This is a genomic window from Actinoplanes awajinensis subsp. mycoplanecinus (genome assembly GCF_001509495.1).
Taxonomy (GTDB): Bacteria; Actinomycetota; Actinomycetes; order Mycobacteriales; family Micromonosporaceae; genus Actinoplanes; species Actinoplanes palleronii.
The window spans coordinates 37,624-57,359 of the sequence record NZ_LLZH01000326.1; the positions used below are offsets into that span (position 1 = coordinate 37,624).

Genomic DNA, 19,736 nt, shown 5'->3' on the forward strand with positions numbered 1-19,736 from the left:
TTTTTTGTACGAATGGAGTGCCACGCGTCGGCACGTCCCGGTGTCTATCTGTCCAGCCAGGTCGGTGTGGTGCGGATGTCCAGTGTGGCCCAGACGACCTTGCCGTCCTGGCATGCGACGGCGCCCCATGCCTCGGCCACGCTGCGGATCAGCCGCAATCCCGCGCCGCGTTGCTCGACCAGGGCGCCGGGCACGTGGGTCTGAGCCTCGATCAGTCGCGGCAGGTCGTAATCCTGATCGTGGATGGCGAGGTGCAACAGGTGCCCGCGCAGCGACACCGCGACAGTGATGTCGGTACCCGCATGGTCGACGGCGTTGCCGGTGAGTTCCGAGACGATCAGCATCGCGGAGATGAACAGGTGGGGCAGAGCCCAGGCCAGACACGCGTCACCGGCCATCATGCGGGCCCGAGCGGCCGAGATCCCGTCGGGGGACAGCGCGATCCGGCGCCGGTGGGCCCATCGTGGCTGTTCCAGCCGGGCGTGGGCGGTGGCGACGGAGGCGGCGGTGGTGGCCTCGACGAGGGTGTCCTGCAGGCGGCTCAGCAGCGGTGCCGGCACGGCGGCGAGGATCAGGTCGACGCCCCAGGCCTGAGTGGCGGCTGACCGGCCGGCGTCGCGCCACGTGGCGAGCGATGCGCCGGTCGGATCGGACAGCTGGGCAAGGTCCACGATGATGGCGCGGGGCGTCTCGGCGATGCACGCCTTGAGCTGGCGCGCCGCGGTGTAGCGCAGGTGGTTGCTCCACCGGCCGCTCACGCTCACCACGGTCACACCGTCCTCGATGGTGTTGACCGCGCTGACCTGAGCTGTGCCCGCGACGAGATGGGTGTTGTCCACAGCAGGTGTCTCCCGAATCAGCGAATTCGGCTGGCGCGGCTCGGGCGCGAGTGACACCGGACAGACGAACGACGGATACTGCCGCGATCCTAGACAGTGATCGATGGGTACGCATGGACGCACGACACTTGACCATCTTTATCCGGCCGGCTCCATGTCGGTAGTCGCACAGGTCGTCCGGTGAGGCCACTGCTGTGATGCGGAACACCGATCCCGTACGCCGCCGACGGCTGCTCAGGAGGGCGCAGAACTCGTCCGGGGCGGCGACCACGCGGCGCCATCGGCCGGCGGAGCGTCGCCGAGCAACAGCGCTGTCGTGTCCGTGGCGCGCATCAGCCAGACGATCTGCGGTGACGGCCGGCGCAGGGCCAGTGTCGCGCCCCGCCGCGCCGCGAGGTGGAACGCCTGTGCCAGGGTGCGCAGACCGCCGACGTCGATGAAGCTGACCCGTGCCATGTCCACGTCCACGTGGCGGACTCGGCGATCCGCCAGGGCGCCGAACAGCTCGGCCAGCCGGGGGGCGTTGAAACGGTCGAGCTCACCGGTCAGTTCCACCGTCGTACGATCGGTGTCCTCTCGCAGGATCATCTGCAGTACGACTCGGTCGTCGAAATTTTCAGCACCTGGCAACGTCACAGTAGGGACCCCTTTCGCCGCTCGGGCGTCGCCGTGCCGGGAAAACTCCCGACGCCGGGACAGACACGTCGGCGATACGTGGCGGGGTCTGAGCCGACGATCGCGGCATCGACGTTAGTCGGTTCCCCGCCGAATGTCTGTACTCCGGACGGGGCAACCGGGATCAGGCGTGCGTCATTGGCGCAGAAGCCTGGCGGAGCGGGGCAGGTCGCTGACGATCGTGCCGGTGACGTCGCTGAGAAGGCGGTTGTGGCTGCGGGCATAGTCGCGGATCAGGTGGAACGCCTCGTCGGGGGTGACACCGTGCGCTTGGGCGATGATGCCTTTTGCCTGCTCGATGACGATCCGGCTGGTCAGCGCTCCCTGAAGCTGCTCGGTGAGGTGCTCACCGCGACGGATGGCGCGTTCCTGCAGCAGCCCGATGACCGCGACGTCGGCCAGCGCCTGCACGATGCGCGTGTCGGCTTCCATCAGTTCGCTGGCGCCACCGAAGATGCTCATCGCGCCGATGACCTGCTTGCGTAGTCGCAGCGGGAAGGCGTGCACGGACGTGAAGCCGGCTTCGGTGGCGCGGGGGGCGAATCGGGGCCATCGGTCGGCGGCCGCGGCGAGATCGACGTTCGTGACCGGCCGGCCGGTGCGGAACGCGTCCAGGCACGGGCCGTCGTTGTACTGCAGCTGGAAGAGTTCCATGAGCCGTGCGCTCTCGTCGGAGGCGGCCATGAAGGTGAGCCGGTCCCGATGGTCAGCGAGCATCAACCCCACCTCACCGGTGGCGAACAGCCCGGCGACGCGCTGGGTGAGCATCTGCAGGAACTCGATCACGTCGAAGTCGTCGATGAGCGTGTCAGCGAATTCGACGAACACCGCAGCGAGACGTTCGGTGGAAACAGTGGACATCGGTGGCCTACCGCCTTTCTCCGGGTTCCGTGCCAACGGCGGTCACGACTGGTCACTGTCGAAGATGAGCCTACGCGCCGTAACGTCGCGAGCCACGTCTCCCAAGGGGATGTTCTGGGTGTAGGCGTGAGCTCGTAGCCGCGCCAGCGCGTCACTCAGCGAGACGCCGAGTTGCATGGCCACCATGCCCTGGGCTTGAAACAATTCGGCTCGCTGACCCATCACCTCGTCGAGGCCGTCGGCCGCCGCCCCCGGCCCGGCCTGCTCCTGGCCGTCGAGCAGCGTGGTGACGGCCACGTCGGCGAAGGTCAGCGCTTCACGGAACTTGTTCGCCGGCAGCGAGCCCGGCTCGACGCGGAACACGTCGAGGACACCGAGACGGGCGGCGCCGATCTGCAACGGGAACGCGAACACCGCCCGGAGCCCGTGCTCATGAATGGCGGCCGTGTAACCGGGCCATCGGTGTGTCGCGCCGTCGGTCAGATCGGGCACCAGCACCGGCCGGCGGGAGGCGAACGCGTCCAGGCAAGGGCCTTCACCGAGGGTGAAGTGCAACTCCTCGATCTGCTCGTAGGGTGGTCCGGACACCGCCGCCACCCCGCGCATGCCGGCCTCGGCAATCATGCTCACACCCACTCCCGACGCCGGCAGCGACCGTGCGGCGGCACTGCACAACCGCCGTAACGTGCCCACCACGCCGCCGCCGTCGGTGGTGCGCCCCGGTTCATCGGCGATCAGGCGCAGGACCCGCTCGATGTGCTCATCCACGGAGTGTGTCCGTCCCTGAGCCGTGCCGGCGAGGGGCAACGTGGGGATACCAGTGACTGTTCATGGCTGCGCCTTCCCCCTGACCGGGACCGCCGGGAAGCAGGGCAGCAGCTTGTCAGATAGCTAGTGATTCTGGCGTGGACGATACACCGCTCACGGTGCCGCCCTGCGGATCGGCACACAGATGCTGACAGAAAGACCGGAACGAGCGGTGCCGGTGGCACGGCCCTGGTGGTCGGCGCGGCGGTACAGTTAATCGCTCGATGCGGCCCAGCCCTCGCCGTGCGTTTACGCAACGAGGGCGATGGGGGGCGACCGTAGCCATGACCGGAGATGCCGTTCCGCTGCATTTCACCGTGGAGATCGACGGCAATCACATGATCCTGGCACTCAACGGTGAGATCGACCTGTTGAGCAGACCCTCACTGGCCGAGCTGCTCAACGGCGCCGTGGACGGCACCCACCCGTTCGTCGATGTGGACCTGGCGGAGGTCAGCTTCATCAACGCGACGAGCCTGCGCGTGTTGTCGCAGGCCTGCCGCCGGGGCGCCCGGCGCGGCGTCACGCTGACCGTACGCCGGCCATCGCCCTATCTGGTCTCACTGTTGCGGCGCCTCGACTCGACGACGCCGCTGCTCGGTGGTCACCCCCCGGCCGTACCGTCGCAGGTGACGCCGAGCGACACCCCCGAGGCCCGGGGCCGGCGCGCCGACGAACGGGACCGGCGAGCCGACGAGCGTGAGCGACAAGTCGGCGAGCGCGAAGAACACGCCAGGGACCTGCAACTCCTCAACGAGGAACGCGGCCGGCTCCTGGACGAGCGACAGCGCAGTGTCCGGCACCACGAGCAGTGGGAGGACATCCGGGAGGACATCGCCAACGAACGGGAGTCGAAGCTCGACCAACGAGAACGCGACTGCTGAGCGAGGCGGTTCTGTCGTAGGCCCCTGTTACCTTCCGTCGATGCCGATCATTTCGATCTCGGACGAGACGACGACGGGGCCGAAGACGCCCGCCTGGGCCATGGAGATCTTCGAGGAGACGGTGCGGCTGGACGAGCTCATCCGCCGCCGGATCTTCCAGGAGGTCGCCGAGTCCGGCACGGCGGCCGACCCGCAGGAGAAGACCAGCACGGCGCTCGCCGCGTTCACCCGCAACGCGTTCGTGGTGCTCGTCGACGACCGGCAGGTGACCGAGCTGGACGACGAGGTCCACCTGAGCGCCGGGTCGCGGGTCACCTTCCTCAAGCTCGTACCGTTGGTGGGTGGCTGATGGCCACCTTCGATCCGCCAGTGACCATGCGCCTGGTCGCCGGCAGCATCGCGGTCCTGGAGCAGCACCACCGGCGGTCCGGCGCCTCAGACAACGAGCTGCGGCAGTTCGCCGAGCACGCGGCCATGGTGTGCGGCTGGGCACCGGCCGGCGTGGGGGAGCGGCTGCTCGCCGAGCTGGACGTGACGTACCCGCTTCTGCCCGCGCAGCGCGCGGTGCTCCCGGAGCTGCAACGGCTCGCGCGCCAGCTGCTCGACGCGGTGGCGGTGCTGGAGAGCGACCACGCGAGTCACGACCAGCGGGTGGCCGCGGCGCAGACGGTGGTCGGCCAGCTGAGCACCGGCATCGTCGGCAGCGCCTATTACCCGAACGGCGATCAGTGGTTCGCCGCCGCGGCGGCGATGCACGACCGTGCCCGGCAGCTGCTGCGTGTGCAGCCGGCCCCGGTGCGGCAGACGCTGTTCGACGCGTGGACGGCCACCGACGGCCCGCACCATCCCGGCCGCGGCTCGCTGGGCCAGCTGATCGGCAGCCTGCTGGCGGCCGGCGGCGTGGACGGCACGGCCGGACTGGACCGGTTCGGCCTCTTCTACCAGCTGTCCTGCGGTGACTGGACCGGTGATCTCGTCAAGGCGGAGCACGCCGCCGGCCGTCCGCACCCGTGGGCGCTGGCCACCTGGCGCCGGATGCAGATCGAGTACTGGCAGGCCGACACCGGCGCCATGCTGTGGCCGGTCCCGAGCCCGGGCGAGCCCTGGGCCGACCGCGCCATCGCCGAGGTCGAGGCGATGCCCGGGGAGCGCCGGGCCGCCTGGCACGCGCTGCTCACCCACTGCGTGCCCGACAAGGATCAGGCGCGGCCGTCGGCGGCCTGGCGCAAGCAGGCCGGGCCGCTGCTCGCCGCGGTCGGCGCCGACGAGTTCGCCGCCCGCGTCGACGGCTGGCTCGCGCTGGCCGGCGCGCCCCGCAGCCGGCCGGCGCACGTCGTCATCAGCTACTCCGGGTTCCGGCACGCCCCGGGCTCGCCGCGGATGCCCGACCGGTACAACGTCCGGTTGCTCTCCGGGCTGCTCTGGGCCCGTGCGTTGTGCCCGCCGACGCCGGACGCCGTGCGGCACCTCGGCCAGATCGCCGAGCGGGCCACCCGCAAGATCTCCGGCCACGGCCCGGCCAGTCCGAAACTGGCGAACGCGGCAGTTGCCGCACTGACCGACACCGATCATCCCGCCGCTGTCGCGCAGCTGGCCCGGCTGGCCTCGCGGCTGACGTACAAGAGCACGCTGCGGCTGGTCGAGAAGGGCCTGGACGCGCGCGCGACCGCGCTCGGCATCGCGCGTGAGGACGTCGAGGAGATGGCCCTGCCCGGTTACGGGCTCCCGCTGGCCGACAAGCTCGGCGACGGCACCTACGAGGTCGAGATCCACGGCACGGACGCGGTCGTGACCTGGCGTAACGCGGGCGGCAAGGTGGTCAGGGCGGTCCCGGCTCAGGTGCGCGCCGACCATCGCGAGGAGCTGAAGGAGCTCACCGCGACGGTCAAGGACATCGGCGCCACGCTGATCGCCACCCGGGACCGCCTCGACGGGCTGCTGCGCCGCGACCGGCAGTGGACCGGCGAGCAGTGGCGGGACCGGTTCCTCGACCACCCGCTGGCCCGGACCCTGGCCCGCCGCCTGATCTGGACGGTGGACGGCGTGACCTGCGCTTGGGCCACGGACGCCGTGCGCACCGTGGACGACGCGGTTGTGACGGTCAAGGACGATGCGATCGTACGACTGTGGCACCCGGCCGGCGAGCACCCTGACGCGGTCGGCGCGTGGCGTGACTTCCTGGCCCGTCACGAGATCACCCAGCCGTTCAAGCAGGCCCACCGCGAGCAGTATCTGCTCACCGACGCGGAACGGGCCACCGGCACGTACTCGAACCGGTTCGCCGCGCACGTCGTCCTGCAGCACCGGCTCAACGCGCTGCTCGGGCGGCGCGGCTGGTCGTACCAGCAGTGGCGCGACGACGCGTACTCCCGGGAGTCACCGCGTCTGGCCCTGCCGGATCGGGGCCTGCGCGCCGAGCTGAGCATCGCCGGGATCGACGCCCGCGACGACGGGGTGTTCGACACGATGGCCACCGACCAGCTGCGGTTCCTCGACGAGGACGGCACCTCCGTCGCACTGGAGCAGGTCCCGGCAGTCGTGCTGAGCGAGGTGATGCGCGACGTCGACCTGTTCGTCGCCGTGGCCGGGGTCGGCAGCGACCCGAACTGGTTCGACGGCGGCCCGCACGGCAGGTACCGCGACTACTGGGCCAAGACCAGCTTCGGCGCGCTCACCCCGACCGGCGAGACCCGCCGGGAGGTGCTGGCCGCGCTGATCCCGCGACTGGCGATCGCCGGGCGGTGCACTCTCACCGACAAGTTCCTCGAGGTGCGGGGCGACCTGCACACGTACCGGATCCATTGCGGCTCGGGCAACATCCTGATCGCGCCGCAGGACCGCTACCTGTGCATCATCCCGGCGTCGGCGAAACGCGCGGCCGAACCCGACGTGTTCCTGCCGTTCGAGGGCGACAGCCGGCTCTCCGAGATCATCAGCAAGGCGCTGCTGCTGGCCGCCGACCAGAAGATCAAAGACCCGATCATCCTCCGGCAGCTGTGAACACGGCCGCGTCCATCGGCCGACGGGCCGGCGCCGCTCCCCGGCGGCACCGGCCCGTTCCACCACGAGGACAGGGCTTATCCCGTGATGTCGGTCGACCTCCGCCAGATCGTGCCGGTGGCCGTCAACGTGACTACGCCGCAGGTGGCGGACATGCTGCCGGATAGCGGGGCTGCCGTCCTAGCGTGAGTTGGAAGACCGTGCCCTCCTCACGCCCGTCCAATATCCCTGAGTCGGCATCAGGCCACTGCACCTCCAGATAGACAGGTGAGCCTTTCCACTTTGCGGAGGCGCAGTAGAAGTCATCTCCGTCAACCTGGCCGTCCGGGTAGGGGGAGGCGTCAGGCCGGTTCGTGGTCCATCCGTACTTCTTGGCGCTCGCGCGGTAGAACTCGGCGATAGCGCCGGCCTTTTCCCCGGTCTCGAAGGTCCGTGCAGCGATCGTCAGTCCGTCGATGTCACAGTCCTCGTAGGTGTTCATGAGACGCGTGTCGGCGGGCTGCTGGGAAAGGATTGGCAGCTTCGCTATGTCGCGGAGCTCCTCGGGCTGCAGGCACGGCTCTTTGGAAAACACCTCGCCGCCCGGATCGTCGGCGTCGCCGCCGGTGCAGGAGCTCAGGCCGCAGGCAAGGACAAGCCCGGTAATAGCTATCAAGAACGGTCGCCGCATGGGGATGTCATCCTAGGTGGAGGGTGAGAACGCAGTTGTTGGGTCAGGGGTTGGCGCCGCGGCTGACGCGCGCCAACCCCGCCACTAGTCCGGACGGTGTTCAGCGGTTACCCAGCTCGTCACTCCCGTGGTGATGACGTATCAAGATAGCCACGCCGCAACACGTCCCAGCACCACTTACAGATGTACTTCCACGCCTTCTTTCCGCCCTGCTCCTGCCCCCAGTACTTCTGGGACTCCTTTCCGATGTTGCGCCCGGAGATGTTGTTGAACATGTCAGCATCGTGATCGTCACCCGTGGCGCCGTTCTCATGCGCTTTGGCCCAGGCTTTGGCCCTGGACTCGCCGAGCCAGTAGGTGAGAAGGCCCTGCCAGATGCAGTGCCGGTATGCATTGCGACGACCATTGGTGTGGTTCTGGCCCTTGAATACCTTGGCCACTCTGTCGAGGACCTGCTTACCGACAGAGAGATAGGTAGAGCATTCGGCTACGCGCTTCTTGCATCGCTTTACCTCCGCCGGGTTCATCTTCGACTTCTTGTAAGTTACTTCGCTCGACTTTCCGCTCGCATCCTGGCAATTGACGGGATCGCCGGAACAATAGTCATAGTCATTGGCGCTTCCGCCGAGGACGGGGTCGCGTTGCAGGAACCGGCCGCCAGCCGGGTTATAGAGTCGGACGCCAGTGAGCACTATCGAGGCAAGAGCATCGCTGGAACGTTGCGCGCCACCGAGCCAGCCGTACGGTCGGGTGACCGCCCCGTCCCGGGACGCACCGTACTCCGTCGTCTCGAAGTAACTGGTGGTTGCCGCACCCGAGATGTCATCGGTCGTGGGGGTGTGGTTCAGGACGGTCGCGACGACATCGCCGTGCAGGTTGGTGATCTGCAAGTCCACGTCACCGCTGGATTTCTGGATGGCAGCGAGTGCCCCGTCCATGCCGGCGACGTTGCGTTGCCAGGTGTTCGTCGCACCGCCGTCGGTGGAGGTCTCGGTCCAGGACGGCGAGTCGGATGTTGCTGCGTAGTGGTGGAGCACCCGCTTCTTCTCGGCGCCGTCCGTGGTGTCGGTGACGCTTCGGTACCTGCCGGCCGGGTCGATGGTGAACGCCTTGGCCGCAGCACCCTGGGTCAGGCGGGCTGCCATGTCAGTGTCGTAGTAGGCGACACTGAGCGGGTCGGTACCGGAAGCGAGGGAAACAGCCGGAACGGTGATGGTCCGGCCGAGCGGGTCGTAGGCGTAGCCGGCGTTGGTAACCCGGTTGGCCGTGTCATAGGTGCTGGTGACAGTGCTCGTGGCGGTGGTCTTCTGACAGTTGCCGTCGTCGTCGGCGCCGTAGGTCGCCAGCGATGTGCGGTCGGATTGCTGGCTGAATCCGTACACCCGCGTGGTGCAGGCGCCGTCGATGGTGTCGTGGACGCTCGTCAGCCGTCCTTCGTTGTCGTAGACATATTCCTGCACCGACAGCGGTGACTGCGACCGAACCGTGGATCCGGTGGCGTCGTTCGCGGTGGAGAAGGTGAGGCTGGCAGCACTCCCACCGGGCACTGCGGGCAGTTCGTAGGTCAGAGCGGTGGCGTTACCGAGGTTGTCGTAGGCGTATGCGGCTGTCATGCCGTTGGGATAGGTCTGCTTGCTCAAGTTTCCCGCAGCGTCGTAGTCGCCGGAGAAGGTGGACAGGACCCCGAAACCAGCATTGATCGCGGTGACCACGCCGCGGTGCTCGATATTCGAGTCATAGGTATAGGTGGTCACCGACTTTCCGTCGTCGAGCGCAGTGATGTCGCCATCGATGTCATAGGTGTAGGTGGTCTTCACGCCGTTCGCGTCCGTGTAGGACATTCTCCGGCCGAGTGCGTCGTAGGTGCTGGTGATCACCGTCGAGCCCTGGGTGGTGGTGAGTAACTCACCTGTGGCCGGATCGAAGCCCAGACTGGTCGCCTGAACCGCTGTCGACGTAGGCAAGCCAGCGACGCTGATGCTGGTATTGATACTGCGACCAGCCTCGTCGTACCGAGTGGTGGTGGTGCGCACCACGGAGCCGGAGGTTTCCGCAATCGTCGCCACCTGCCCGTACAGGTCATAGGTGTAGATGATCGATGGCACCGGCGGACCGCCGCCGGCGCCGGTGCGGCACTTCAAGCCAGCCCAGTACGGCTTGCCGCCGCAGGCAGGGTAGGTCGCGTTCGTCGCTGTCGTGTAATACGTGGTGACGATGGTGTTGGCGTCGGTGGCCGCGCCGCCGGGCTTGCGCTCCTCGACCACGCGTCCGGAACTGTCGAACCGGAACTTCGTCGTCAGGTCGTTCGAGGAGGCCGTGGCTCCCATCCAGGTTGTTTCCGTCGTCGGAACCATGTGGGTCCACCCGGACGTGTCAGCGGTCCGGCCTGCTCCATCGATCGGGTCGAAGCCGTAGACCGTCGTTTCCGTCTCGTCGGCGGGAACGGTGGTGCCGTCCAGAGCGATCGGTGTGCCGACAACCTTGGTGACCAGGTGGTAGGCGTCCGTGGTGGGTGCCCCGTCGTCATAGGTGTTCGTCGTCTGCACTCGTACCGATGCGGTACTGCCGTTGGACAGCTGCGCCGGGTGCGCCGAACCGAGTGAGCTGAGCAGATCGACACCATCACTGCTGTAGGTGGTGATGGTGGCCAACAGGTCCGCACGGGCCGCCGATGAGGTCTGCGACGCCACGAAGGGATCGGTGTCGGCGTTCGGGGTGAGGGCCTGCGCCCGGTTGCCGGCGCTCAGCGACCACGTCACGTTACCGCCGTCGTCGTACCGGTCCGAGGTGATCTGCCAGTTGCCCGCACCGTAGGCGGCGGTATTCACCACACGCCCGTTGACGTCGGTGTAGGTGATGTGCGCGTAGGGCCAGTCGCCGGTGCCTGCGGTGTATGCGTGGGTCGTCGGATTCGCCGGGGGCACGTGCGAGGACGGGAAGGTTGCGGCTCCCGAGTACGCCAGGTCGGAAACCTGACCCCACGTCGCCGTGGCAGGTCCGGAGACGTCGGGGGCTCCGCCGTTGCCTGACACCGGAAGGTCATAGACGATCGCTTGGGTTGCGGTTCCATGTGCGGGGTCGGTGCGTGACACATCGGCCAGCCGCCCAGTGGTGTCGTACCGCAAAACCCAGGGGTTCTGTCCGGGTGGGGACACGGTCGCGATCCGGCCGGCCGTGTCGTACGCATAACGCGTCTTCAGCGGAATGGCCAATCGAGGATCCCAGCTGACGCGCAGGTGGCCAGTGGAGTCGTACAGGTATGCCGCAACCTGCTTCGTGGTCATGGCCGCGGTGGCCGGGTCATAGCCGGTCCAGGACATGCCGGAGACCAGGCCGGCGTAGGTCCCCCAAGCGGACTCCTCGGTACCGGTAGCGCTGGTTGCCGAAGCGTAGGTCACCCGTAAGGCCGTGCAACCAGGGCTCGTGAACGACGAGGTGGTACAGGTCACGCCGACCGGAGTCGGTGCCAGGATCGTGGTCACTCGCCCGTTGCTGTCCCGGGCATACGTCGTCTCGCCCTCGTCGCCGGCTTGGTCGATCCACTTGACCAGCCAGGCACTACCGGATTTGACCCAGGTAGTGACGACGCCATCGATGTCTGTCAGCTGCCAGCCGGTATAGGCGGTGGTATCGGACGCATCGGCCGGATTCTTGATCGATGTTGACTTGATCAGAGCGCTGCCGTCATCGGCGTTACCGATGCCGAGGTAGCTGCCTGATGGTTGCTTGACGTAGACGGACTCGGTGCCATCGGAGGCCTGCAACGTCATCGATCCGACCGCGGAGTTGTCGATGAGTTCGCTGTCGCCCAGACCCGCCTCTGAACCTGGCGTCGCTGCACGCCACCCGGCTCCGAAGATTCCCGTCGCGCCGGTTGATGCAGCGGCCGGAGCCAGGCTGGTCGCGGTACGCCCGATGCTGAGCCCGCCGACAGCTGCGTCGGCAGCCCCGACCTGAAAGTCGCCGGTAGTCAACGAAACCATGCCGGGACCCAGGTCTTCGGTGGCGGCGTTCTGTCCGAACGTCGTCGCAGCCAGGATGAAGATCCTCTCGGTGGAGTAGGAAGCAGCTCCTGTCGCTGTGGTGAACTTCGCCCGGATCCGCAGAGCGCCGTCGGGCTGTCCGGCAGCGGCCAACGTGCTGGCGACGTTCCAGTTGTAGCCGGCGAAGGTCGTCAGGTTTCCGGAGGACACGCCGGTCAGCGGCCATCCGCTGACCGGCGTGGGTGAGCCGTTGGGGGTGACATCGGCGAGGGGAAGGTCACTCCAGGTGGCGCTGGTGGTGCCTGCGGCCCACTGGTAGGTGACCTGTGTAAGAGCGGAGTTCGCCGATGCGGACAGCGCTACAGCCTTAGCCGTCGAGGCGTGGGTGTCCGGGCTCAGCACTCCACCGGGCCCGACGCCGAAGGTGTACGCGGTGGCCCCGCTGGACAGGTGCAGCGCGGTGTCGCGGCTGCGGGCGTACAGGGTGTGCCAGCCCGGGGTGGTCGGGACGGTGGCGGTGACCGCCGCGCCGGTGTTACTGGTGTCGTTGGCCAGGTTCGGGGTGGCCGGGTCGTCGAGACCCCAGTAGTAGCCGGCCCCGTCCGCGGCCGTGGTGTCGATCGAGCAGGTGGTCGTGGCCGCGGCCTGCGTGCTCCACGTGCCCGCCGGGTACGCACCGCAGCTGACCGTCGGCGCCGCCGGGGCATCCGTGTTGAGCTGCAACTTTGTTGTCGAGGTGGAGGCCAGGCTGGCCGGGGTCCACGCCGAGTAGTCGTATCCGCCGGCGCCGTTGGTCACCCGCGAACGCATCTGGTACATGACGTGCGAGCCGTTGGTCAGGACCCCGGCCGGCACAGTCACCTTCGCCGTCGAGCCCGGGGTGGTCGCTGCCGAGGTGTACGTGGCGATCTCGCCGGTGCCTTCACCGGTGAAGTTCAGGTCGCGCGACAGTTTCACCTGCAGCGACACCTTGCCGCCGTCGGCGTTGGTCACCTTCGCGGCGAACGTCGGCGTCAGCGACGTCGAGAAGATCTTCGCGGCCTTGGTATAGGTGTCCGTGACTGTGCCCAACACCTTCGGGGAGAAGGTGACGCCGGCCGGGGTGCCCGGGTAGGTGTTGTAGACGACGCTCAACGTCGGGTACCGGGCGGTGGTGGTGCAGCTGGTCACCGCGGTGGCGTCGACGTTCATCGAGCAGAAGTACTTGGCATAGGTGGTGTCGGTCTCGTTGGTCGCCTTGAGCAGCATGCCGTAGTCGGCGATCGTGCCCGACACCCACGCCTGCACCATGCCGGCGACGTTCAGCGACCCGGCGGCGTTCGGGCAGCCGATGTCCTCGTTGCCGTTGGCGAACGAGGCCGAGGCGCCGTAAGAGGTCGTATACGACGGCTGGGTGGCCCAGGTCACGGTGGAGAAGTCCGCGGTGATCGGATAGGCGTTCATCGCCCGGGCCGTACAGGTACCCGAGTAGAAGTTCCACAGCTTCAACGCGGCCGAGGTGACGTGCGCGCCCTTCGGCACGCTGTTGGCGGTGTTGAACCGCACCAGCGACCGGCGGATGTTGCCCGACGTCGACGCACCGATACGAATCTCACTGTCGGACCAGTGCGAGTCCGAATCGGCCTGGGTGACGTACGTGTCGCCGTAGCGCGACACCGACGACACGGCCGGGTCGATCCACACCGGGTACACCGTGGCCGGATCGGTCAGGAACGCCATGCCCACGCTCAGGTCGACGTACTGGGTGCCGTCATCGTCGGCGGACAGAGTCACCGGCAGGCTCTGCACCTGGGTGCGTTCCTCCTCGACCACCAGCGAGGAGTACATCTTCGGCTTCGGCATGGTCAACACCACGGTCGAGGTGGCCTTACCGTCACGGGTCTGTACGAAGTCGTAGCCGCCGTTGTCGTTGGCGACCATAGTCAGCCCGGTCATGTCGAAGCCCAGCCGCAGCTTCGGCGCCGTGGCCGGCGGGGCGAGTAGCTTCAGCGACTGCTCGAACCCGTCCGAGGTCGCCGTCAGAACCAGCTGTTCGTTATCGGTCAACTGGTAGAACGCGTTCGGACCGTCGATCGTCGGCGCGGGCAGCGACTTCGCCCACAACAGATCGGCACTGCGCGACCCGTGATCCAGGCTCACCGCCGGACCGCTGCCACCAGCGGAGAACACCACATCGACCGGAGACACCTTCGGCGCGAACCCGCCGTCGACCGCGGTCAGGTTGTAGTCGACGTCTGCCCACGCGCCGCCGGCTTGTTTCACGCGCACCGGCGTGGTCGTGATCTCGGTGCGCGTCGTGCCGTCCGGCCGTGCGTACGTCAAGGATGTCGCGGTCGTCGCATCGGTGATCAGAATTTCGTGGTTCGTCGCCGTCGAAGCCAGCCATGCTGACACCTCGTCGGATCGTTGATACGACTCAGGCACCGATCCCGAAACCTTGCTGGCCGGCTCGGCCGCGGCTGCCGCGTGGGCGGGTTCCACCGTTCCGGCGCCGACCAGCATCAGCAGCGCAGCCCACCGGGCGACCGCTCGCCGCCCCGGCTGGGGTCGCCGGGACATCAGCAGGGACCCGGCCATATCCGGCCGGTGTCGCTGCTCAGGGAAAACATGCAAAGGAACCTCGTCGAGAGAAGGGAGGTCGTCAATACGCAAGATCGACATTGGACTGTGGGGAGCCTCGCATTAGGACAGCGGTGGGTCAAGATTCGCTTCTGGGTATCGACCGTCCGGCAGGCGGATCTCGCCTCGAGTCGCCACAAAAGCTGCTACCTCGGCCTTCACAGGGCTCATGGGTAGCCCAAAGACCGCCGACCTCGTCGCCTTGGTAGGCCCGAACACCCATTGATTGATTCGGGCCGTCCTGGAGCGCATCGAGGATGTGCATGGGCGAGTCGGAGCTGCAGTTCCGTCGGCACCCTGCTCGATGCGGGGGATCCGGATGACGACAAAGCGGGAGGCGTCCTCCTGCGGACCGCGCCCCTCGGCCAGCAACAGCCGGCGACTTCGCTGGGACGCCCAGAGTCGGCGGCGATCAACTGAGCAGCTCGGGCTTGTCTTTCACGTCATTCCGGAGGCGTCGCGCACGAACTCGGCGCGACGGTCCGTCGCGTGCTCGACGCGGTCCCGCCACGGTGGCCGACGATCCGTCAAGCAACGATCGTCACCTCCGCCGTCGGCCGGCTGATCGTCATGCCGGTCGTCAGGTCCGGCTCACCGGCGTGGGCAGTGCCGGCAACCAGCCCGTCGCCGGGCAGACCTGGCTGGGCCGCGCCGACGACCTGGCCACGGTGTGCGCCGCAGCGGTGCGGATGATCGCGGATCTTCCGGTGGAGCACCTGCCGCCCGGCACTCCCGCCGGGGTGAGCTTCGGCGTCAAACGGACCTGGCTGGCGGTGCGGGGCGGCACGGTCGAGCAGATCGCCGCGGCGATCGGCCTCCATGACGGCACGGAGACCGGCTGGGACGACGTCATGCGGGGCGCCGCGGCCTGGAGCGTCGATCCGAATGCCCTCAGCGTGATCGCATCGAGCCCCCGCCCGGGGCTCCTCGGCCGGCTGACCTGACGGCCCGGCTGGAAGGCTGTGGGTATGGAGTTTCTGTGTTATCACCGCGACCGGCCCGGCTCGCTGGCGCTGCGGTACGAGCTGGGTGAGGCCCATTGGGCCTACATGGACGGGTTCGAGGCGGAGCTGATCGCCCGGGGTCCGACCCTGGCCGCTGACGGTGAGACCCCGACCGGCAGCCTGCACATCGTCGAGCTTCCCGATCCTGCCGCGGCTCGGGCGTTCGCCTTTGACGAACCCACCTATCAGGCCGGTGTGTATCGGGACGTGCTGCTGCGGCGGTGGCGCAACGCGCTCGGACGCACCATGTGGGACTTCCCCGGTGGTGCGGCCGAGGGCGATCGGTACCTGGTGCTCGGTTTCGGCGCGGGGGCGGCGGCCGACCTCGAGGTGCCGGCGGGCCGGGATGATCTGATCGCTTACGGGCCGCTGCTGGCCGACGACGGGGTGACCTGGTTGGGCACGGCACTACTGATCGCCGCGCCGGGTCCGGATGAGGCGTGCGCGGTGCTGACCCGGGAGCGATATGACTCCATCGAGGTGCACTGCTGGACTTTTGGTGGGCGGAGGTAGTGCGATCGCCGGGCACGGCGTTCAGGGGAGCGCCGTGCCCGGCGTTTGTCACATGGTGATGTCGGCCTGGGGGCCTGAGTAGGTCTTGACCAGTGCGGGCACGTCCGCCGCCGCGTCCAGCACGTAGGCGTAGAACGTGCTCGGGGTGAACGCGGAACCGCCGGTCACCTGCTTGCCGGTGGAGTTGACCACGATGCTGCCGCTCTGCTTGAGCTGTCCCTTCGAGGTGTCGTCGATGTTGTACGGGTTGGCGACGCCGTCGAAGTAACTGTTCTCCAGCACCATTTTTGTGCTGCCGCGCGACAGATTTCCGTACGATGAAATGTTTTGCAGGTAATTGTTGTAGAGGTGCGCGTACTGCAGGTTGTCGGCGCTCGGGTTGCGCTGGTTGGTGTTGAAGAACCAGTTGTGGTGGATGGTCTCGCGGGCCGTCACGTTGTCGGTCCAGCCGATGCCGAACGTCTTGTTGTGGTTGCCCAGCCGATTCCACGAGACGGTGACATACGACGTGTCCTTGCGCGAGTCGATGTAGCCGTCGTTGATGTTCTGGAACGTGTTGTGGTCGATCCAGACGTGGTCGGCGGTGTCCATCTGAATGCCGTCGTAGTCATACGTCTTGTCGTCCGGGTCGTCGTCGGTCATCGCGGTGTCCCCGATGGTGAGGTTCCGGATGATCACGTTGTGCACGCCGGTGGCCAGGAAGAACCCGCCCGCCTTGATCCGGCCGCTCGTGCCGACCCCGACGATCGTCTTGTTCGACGTCACCCGCAGCTCGGAGCCGTAGGTGGGGTAGGTGATCGTGCCGCTGACCCTGATCACATACGGTTCGACCGCTGTCGCATATTTCAGCAGATCCGCGTACGTCGTGACCGTGACCGACGCGCCGGCCGCGCCGCCGGTGGTCCCGCCGCCGGTGGACGCGAACCCGTCAGCCGTATTCGACCAGCGCGACCCGCCGCCGACCTGCGTGAACGTCCACTGCATGCGGGCGATGTCGGAGCAGGTCTCTTCGACGATCGGGTTGTTGCCGGCGGTGGAGCCGTCCTTGTTGCTGAGGCAGAGGCCGGTGGCGACGCTCTTGACCAGGTACTTTCCGGTCGCCGCGGTGGAGGCGGTGAACGTCCAGAGCTGGTTGTTCTTGGTGTTGTCGCCGCAGCTGTACTGCTGCAGCTGGGTGCCGGAGGTGCTGGAGGAGCTGGGTACGTCGATGCATTTGCCGCTGTTGGCGTTGACCAGCTGGAACTGGCCGGTGTTCTGCTGTTTCGCGGTCCACTGCTGGTTCTTGGCGGTGGTGGTGCAGGCGAGCTGGATGAGCAGGGCGCTGCTGGCGGTGGACGCGCCGGTCACGTCGACGCACTTGCCGCTGGAACCCGAGGCGAGCGTGTAGACACCGCCCGGAGCCGGTGCCGTCGCCGCCGCGGAGGGCAGGGCGACGGCGATGACGGCCGCGGCGGGGAGAGCGAGAGCGACAACGAGGCCGAGCAACCGGCGTCGGTGTCGCGGGGAGGTCCCGGACATCGAGATCTCCTTCCTGAGGACGCGCCAGGTGAGGACGCACCTGGCTCTGCAGGAAGTGGATGCTCGGGGAACACGCCGACAACAGAAATCAGCAAACTTCTATTCGGAGTACCTGGGTCACTGGTCCGGCGGGCCGCGCTCCTGCGGTCGGCGACGCGACGGCCGCAGGCGGTTCCGCGAGCTGCGGGCACGTGCCATCCTGGCATCGACAATGATGATTGGATGATCGGGGGATCATGCGGATCAGCAGAGCACTTCTGGGCGTACTCGTCGTGGGCGCGGCGCTGACCGTGCCCGGTGTGGCACTGGCCGACGTGCCGCCACCGGCGCAGGTGGGGTCACGGTACGAGACCGCCAGCGGCAACAGCATCGGGCGCGACTGCGGATACAGCGCGCCGCTGCCGTCCGCCAGTGGGCAGGCGCTGTGGACGTTCTGCGACACGGCGGTCATCAACCCGGCCGGCACCGTGATCGGGTTCATCGGCGGGTCGACCGCGGCGGTCGGGTCGTACGTGGCCGGCCAGGTGCCCACCACGCTGAGCGAACTGCCGACGCCGCCCGCCGCGCCGGCGGTGCCGAGCACGCGGGGGCCGGCGCCGTTCCTGCCCACGCCGTCCGGGCTGGTGCTGCCGGGTACCACCACGGCGTGCGGGGCGAGCGGCACGCAGTCCTACGCCGCGTCGTGGATCACCGGCCTCACCCGTGGACCGAACCGGGTGATCAGTGGGCGGAGCGGCTCCGGGCTGCTCTTCCTGACGTACACAAATGTTTGTGTCTATAACAACGCCTGGACCACGCAGAGTTACGGGGTGACCTTCTACGACCCGGTGACCAACCAGCTGGTCGGACCGGCCACCGTCTTCCCGCGCCCGGCCGCCGGTGAGCTGGCCTGGCAGTATCGGCTCGGCTCGCCGACCTTCGCCGCGGACGGGTACCTCTATCTGTACACGTCGTTGTGCACCTCGTCGGCGTTCGGTGCGTGCGGTGCCGGGACCGTCGCGCTCGCGCGCACGCCGTGGTCGTCCAGCACCGGCTGGTCCACCGGGAGCAGCTACCGGTACTGGACCGGGACCACGTGGTCGGCGGACCCGGCGGCCGCGACGTCGGCGCTGCCGGGCGCGCGCCCGTTCGGGATCGACGTGCGGGTCTTCCCGGGGCGCGGCTACGTCGCGATCGAGCAGACCACCATCGCCGGGCACTACCGGGTCTGGACCGCCACGGCACCGACCGGCCCGTGGACGGCCGGCGCGGAAGCGGTGCTGCCGGGCTGCGCCAGCACCACGACGAGTTGGTGCTACGCGTTCATCGGGCATCCGGAGTTGAGCACCGCGAACTCGCTGTTCATCTCGCTGCACCACCCCGATGACCAGCACGTGCGGGTGGTCGCCGTGCCGTGGTGACCTGCGGCTGACGGCGGCTTTCCGCGACGGTGCCCGGTCAGGCGTCGTGGTACAGGCCGAGGACGCGCAGGGCTTCGGCGGCTCCTTCGGTGAGGGAGGCGATGTCGTGCTCGGTGAAGTGCCGGGGGACGGTGTCGAGCACACAGTGCGCGCCGAGCACCTGGCCGCTCTCGTCGATCAACGGCACTCCGGCGTAGCTGCGCAATCCGGTCAGGGTGAGCATGGGGTTGCCGCTGTGACGCGGGTTGGTGGTGCCGTCCGAGACGGAGTACGGGGCACCGGTGAGGACGGTCTGGGTGCACAACGCCCATTCCGCCGGAACGCCCTGGATGCCGGCGGTAGCGTCGGGGAGGCCGTGCCGGCCGATGATGAACTGTGCGCTGTCCAGCAGGACGGACACCAGCGACACCGGGGCCTGCAGGCGTTTGGCGCTGTCGCGGGCGATGTCGTCGAGGTGGGTGCGCAGCGCCGGGTGGTGCAGGTCGTACTCGGCGAGGCGCTGGAGGCGGGCGGGCTCGCCGAGCCGGGTGAACAGTTCGGTGGTGGTCATGGTGTTCATGCGGTGCTCCTGGTCGCGGGGTGCGCGGCGGCGAGGTGGGTGTAGGAGGTCAGGCGGATGTGCAGGGCTTGGGCGCAGAGCTGGCTGACCGGGTCCAGGTGGATCATCGCCTCCAGGATCCGGAGCAGGGCTGATCGGTCGGTTTCGGTGCCGGTGAGGTCGGCGATGGTGAGGAGCCGGGCCCAGGTGGAGCCTCCGGCGTCGCCGTGGGCACGGTGAATGGCGTCGCGGGCGTCGGCCAGGGTCGGCGGCAGCAGGTCGTAGGCCCTGTCGGGGCTGTCCGGTGTGGTCACGTGATCTCCGGTGTGAGGTGGAGCCGATGGCAGGTCAGTGGCGGAAGCCCGCTGGCCGGATTCGTCAGGTCGCCGGCCGGCCCCGGCCCGAGACCGGGCGCTGTCGCGGTC

Annotated in this window: 16 protein-coding genes; 7 read left to right on the top strand and 9 right to left on the bottom strand. The window is 68.0% G+C overall.

Annotated features, from left to right (window positions below):
• Positions 1 to 44 precede the first annotated feature (44 nt).
• From ADL15_RS44820 to ADL15_RS44835, 4 genes are all read right to left on the bottom strand, one after another.
• On the bottom strand, positions 45 to 839 hold the full coding sequence (locus tag ADL15_RS44820) for a hypothetical protein (RefSeq protein WP_067705711.1): 795 nt from the start codon (positions 837 to 839) through the stop codon (positions 45 to 47).
• Positions 840 to 1,073: 234 nt separating this feature from the next.
• Positions 1,074 to 1,427, bottom strand: a complete 354-nt coding sequence (locus tag ADL15_RS44825) for an STAS domain-containing protein (RefSeq protein WP_067705713.1) — start codon at positions 1,425 to 1,427, stop codon at positions 1,074 to 1,076.
• Positions 1,428 to 1,649: 222 nt separating this feature from the next.
• Complete coding sequence (locus tag ADL15_RS44830) at positions 1,650 to 2,375, bottom strand: GAF and ANTAR domain-containing protein (RefSeq protein ID WP_067705715.1); 726 nt, start codon at positions 2,373 to 2,375, stop codon at positions 1,650 to 1,652.
• Between the two features lie 42 nt (positions 2,376 to 2,417).
• Entirely contained in the window at positions 2,418 to 3,143 is a 726-nt protein-coding gene (locus ADL15_RS44835; protein ID WP_067705717.1) for a GAF and ANTAR domain-containing protein, read from the bottom strand.
• Between the two features lie 323 nt (positions 3,144 to 3,466).
• Between ADL15_RS44835 and ADL15_RS44840 the strand changes: the two genes are divergently transcribed.
• The 3 genes from ADL15_RS44840 to ADL15_RS44850 are packed head-to-tail and all read left to right on the top strand — an operon-like array spanning position 3,467 to position 7,066.
• Positions 3,467 to 4,066 (top strand): STAS domain-containing protein, encoded by a 600-nt coding sequence (locus ADL15_RS44840; RefSeq protein WP_067705719.1) that lies wholly within the window; start codon positions 3,467 to 3,469, stop codon positions 4,064 to 4,066.
• Between the two features lie 40 nt (positions 4,067 to 4,106).
• Positions 4,107 to 4,415, top strand: a complete 309-nt coding sequence (locus ADL15_RS44845; RefSeq protein ID WP_067705722.1) for a hypothetical protein — start codon at positions 4,107 to 4,109, stop codon at positions 4,413 to 4,415.
• On the top strand, positions 4,415 to 7,066 hold the full coding sequence (locus ADL15_RS44850) for a DUF4132 domain-containing protein (protein ID WP_067705724.1): 2,652 nt from the start codon (positions 4,415 to 4,417) through the stop codon (positions 7,064 to 7,066). Before ADL15_RS44845 ends, ADL15_RS44850 begins: the two co-directional genes overlap by 1 nt.
• 133 nt (positions 7,067 to 7,199) lie before the next feature.
• Here ADL15_RS44850 and ADL15_RS44855 read toward each other — a convergent pair whose 3' ends face one another.
• Positions 7,200 to 7,736 carry a hypothetical protein gene (locus tag ADL15_RS44855; protein ID WP_067705726.1) on the bottom strand — a complete coding sequence of 179 codons (537 nt, stop codon included), beginning with the start codon at positions 7,734 to 7,736 and terminating at the stop codon, positions 7,200 to 7,202.
• Between the two features lie 119 nt (positions 7,737 to 7,855).
• Positions 7,856 to 14,371 (bottom strand): DNRLRE domain-containing protein, encoded by a 6,516-nt coding sequence (locus ADL15_RS44860; RefSeq protein ID WP_198171283.1) that lies wholly within the window; start codon positions 14,369 to 14,371, stop codon positions 7,856 to 7,858.
• A 566-nt stretch (positions 14,372 to 14,937) separates the two neighbouring features.
• Between ADL15_RS44860 and ADL15_RS44865 the strand changes: the two genes are divergently transcribed.
• Positions 14,938 to 15,282 (top strand): hypothetical protein, encoded by a 345-nt coding sequence (locus tag ADL15_RS44865; protein ID WP_067705730.1) that lies wholly within the window; start codon positions 14,938 to 14,940, stop codon positions 15,280 to 15,282.
• A 24-nt stretch (positions 15,283 to 15,306) separates the two neighbouring features.
• Positions 15,307 to 15,855: a YciI family protein gene (locus ADL15_RS44870; RefSeq protein WP_067705732.1), complete on the top strand. Its 549-nt coding sequence runs from the start codon at positions 15,307 to 15,309 to the stop codon at positions 15,853 to 15,855.
• Positions 15,856 to 15,903: 48 nt separating this feature from the next.
• Here ADL15_RS44870 and ADL15_RS44875 read toward each other — a convergent pair whose 3' ends face one another.
• Positions 15,904 to 17,373 (bottom strand): RICIN domain-containing protein, encoded by a 1,470-nt coding sequence (locus ADL15_RS44875; protein ID WP_067705737.1) that lies wholly within the window; start codon positions 17,371 to 17,373, stop codon positions 15,904 to 15,906.
• 236 nt (positions 17,374 to 17,609) lie between these two features.
• Here ADL15_RS44875 and ADL15_RS44880 point away from each other — a divergent pair, with 236 nt between their 5' ends.
• A complete protein-coding gene (locus tag ADL15_RS44880) occupies positions 17,610 to 18,773 on the top strand; it encodes a hypothetical protein (RefSeq protein WP_157441983.1) in 1,164 nt (387 codons plus the stop codon).
• 37 nt (positions 18,774 to 18,810) lie between these two features.
• Here ADL15_RS44880 and ADL15_RS44885 read toward each other — a convergent pair whose 3' ends face one another.
• Positions 18,811 to 19,218 carry a GAF domain-containing protein gene (locus ADL15_RS44885; RefSeq protein ID WP_394326994.1) on the bottom strand — a complete coding sequence of 136 codons (408 nt, stop codon included), beginning with the start codon at positions 19,216 to 19,218 and terminating at the stop codon, positions 18,811 to 18,813.
• Between ADL15_RS44885 and ADL15_RS57270 the strand changes: the two genes are divergently transcribed.
• Positions 19,103 to 19,420: a hypothetical protein gene (locus ADL15_RS57270; RefSeq protein WP_394326995.1), complete on the top strand. Its 318-nt coding sequence runs from the start codon at positions 19,103 to 19,105 to the stop codon at positions 19,418 to 19,420. The genes ADL15_RS44885 and ADL15_RS57270 overlap by 116 nt on opposite strands.
• On the opposite strand, the gene ADL15_RS44890 is transcribed toward ADL15_RS57270, so the two are convergent.
• Positions 19,329 to 19,625, bottom strand: coding sequence for a hypothetical protein (locus ADL15_RS44890; protein WP_067705748.1), 297 nt, complete (start codon positions 19,623 to 19,625; stop codon positions 19,329 to 19,331). The two genes, ADL15_RS57270 and ADL15_RS44890, sit on opposite strands and share 92 nt — an antisense overlap.
• Positions 19,626 to 19,736 lie beyond the last annotated feature (111 nt).

What these genes read in the sequence shown, in the direction of transcription:
- ADL15_RS44825 (WP_067705713.1), bottom strand. Translation starts at nt 1,427, where the DNA reads ATGATCCTGCGAGAGGACACCGATCGTACGACGGTGGAACTGACCGGT.
- ADL15_RS44830 (WP_067705715.1), bottom strand. Translation starts at nt 2,375, where the DNA reads ATGTCCACTGTTTCCACCGAACGTCTCGCTGCGGTGTTCGTCGAATTC.
- ADL15_RS44840 (WP_067705719.1), top strand. Translation starts at nt 3,467, where the DNA reads ATGACCGGAGATGCCGTTCCGCTGCATTTCACCGTGGAGATCGACGGC.
- ADL15_RS44845 (WP_067705722.1), top strand. Translation starts at nt 4,107, where the DNA reads ATGCCGATCATTTCGATCTCGGACGAGACGACGACGGGGCCGAAGACG.
- ADL15_RS44850 (WP_067705724.1), top strand. Translation starts at nt 4,415, where the DNA reads ATGGCCACCTTCGATCCGCCAGTGACCATGCGCCTGGTCGCCGGCAGC.
- ADL15_RS44855 (WP_067705726.1), bottom strand. Translation starts at nt 7,736, where the DNA reads ATGCGGCGACCGTTCTTGATAGCTATTACCGGGCTTGTCCTTGCCTGC.
- ADL15_RS44870 (WP_067705732.1), top strand. Translation starts at nt 15,307, where the DNA reads ATGGAGTTTCTGTGTTATCACCGCGACCGGCCCGGCTCGCTGGCGCTG.
- ADL15_RS44875 (WP_067705737.1), bottom strand. Translation starts at nt 17,373, where the DNA reads ATGTCCGGGACCTCCCCGCGACACCGACGCCGGTTGCTCGGCCTCGTT.
- ADL15_RS44880 (WP_157441983.1), top strand. Translation starts at nt 17,610, where the DNA reads ATGCGGATCAGCAGAGCACTTCTGGGCGTACTCGTCGTGGGCGCGGCG.
- ADL15_RS57270 (WP_394326995.1), top strand. Translation starts at nt 19,103, where the DNA reads ATGCCGGCGGTAGCGTCGGGGAGGCCGTGCCGGCCGATGATGAACTGT.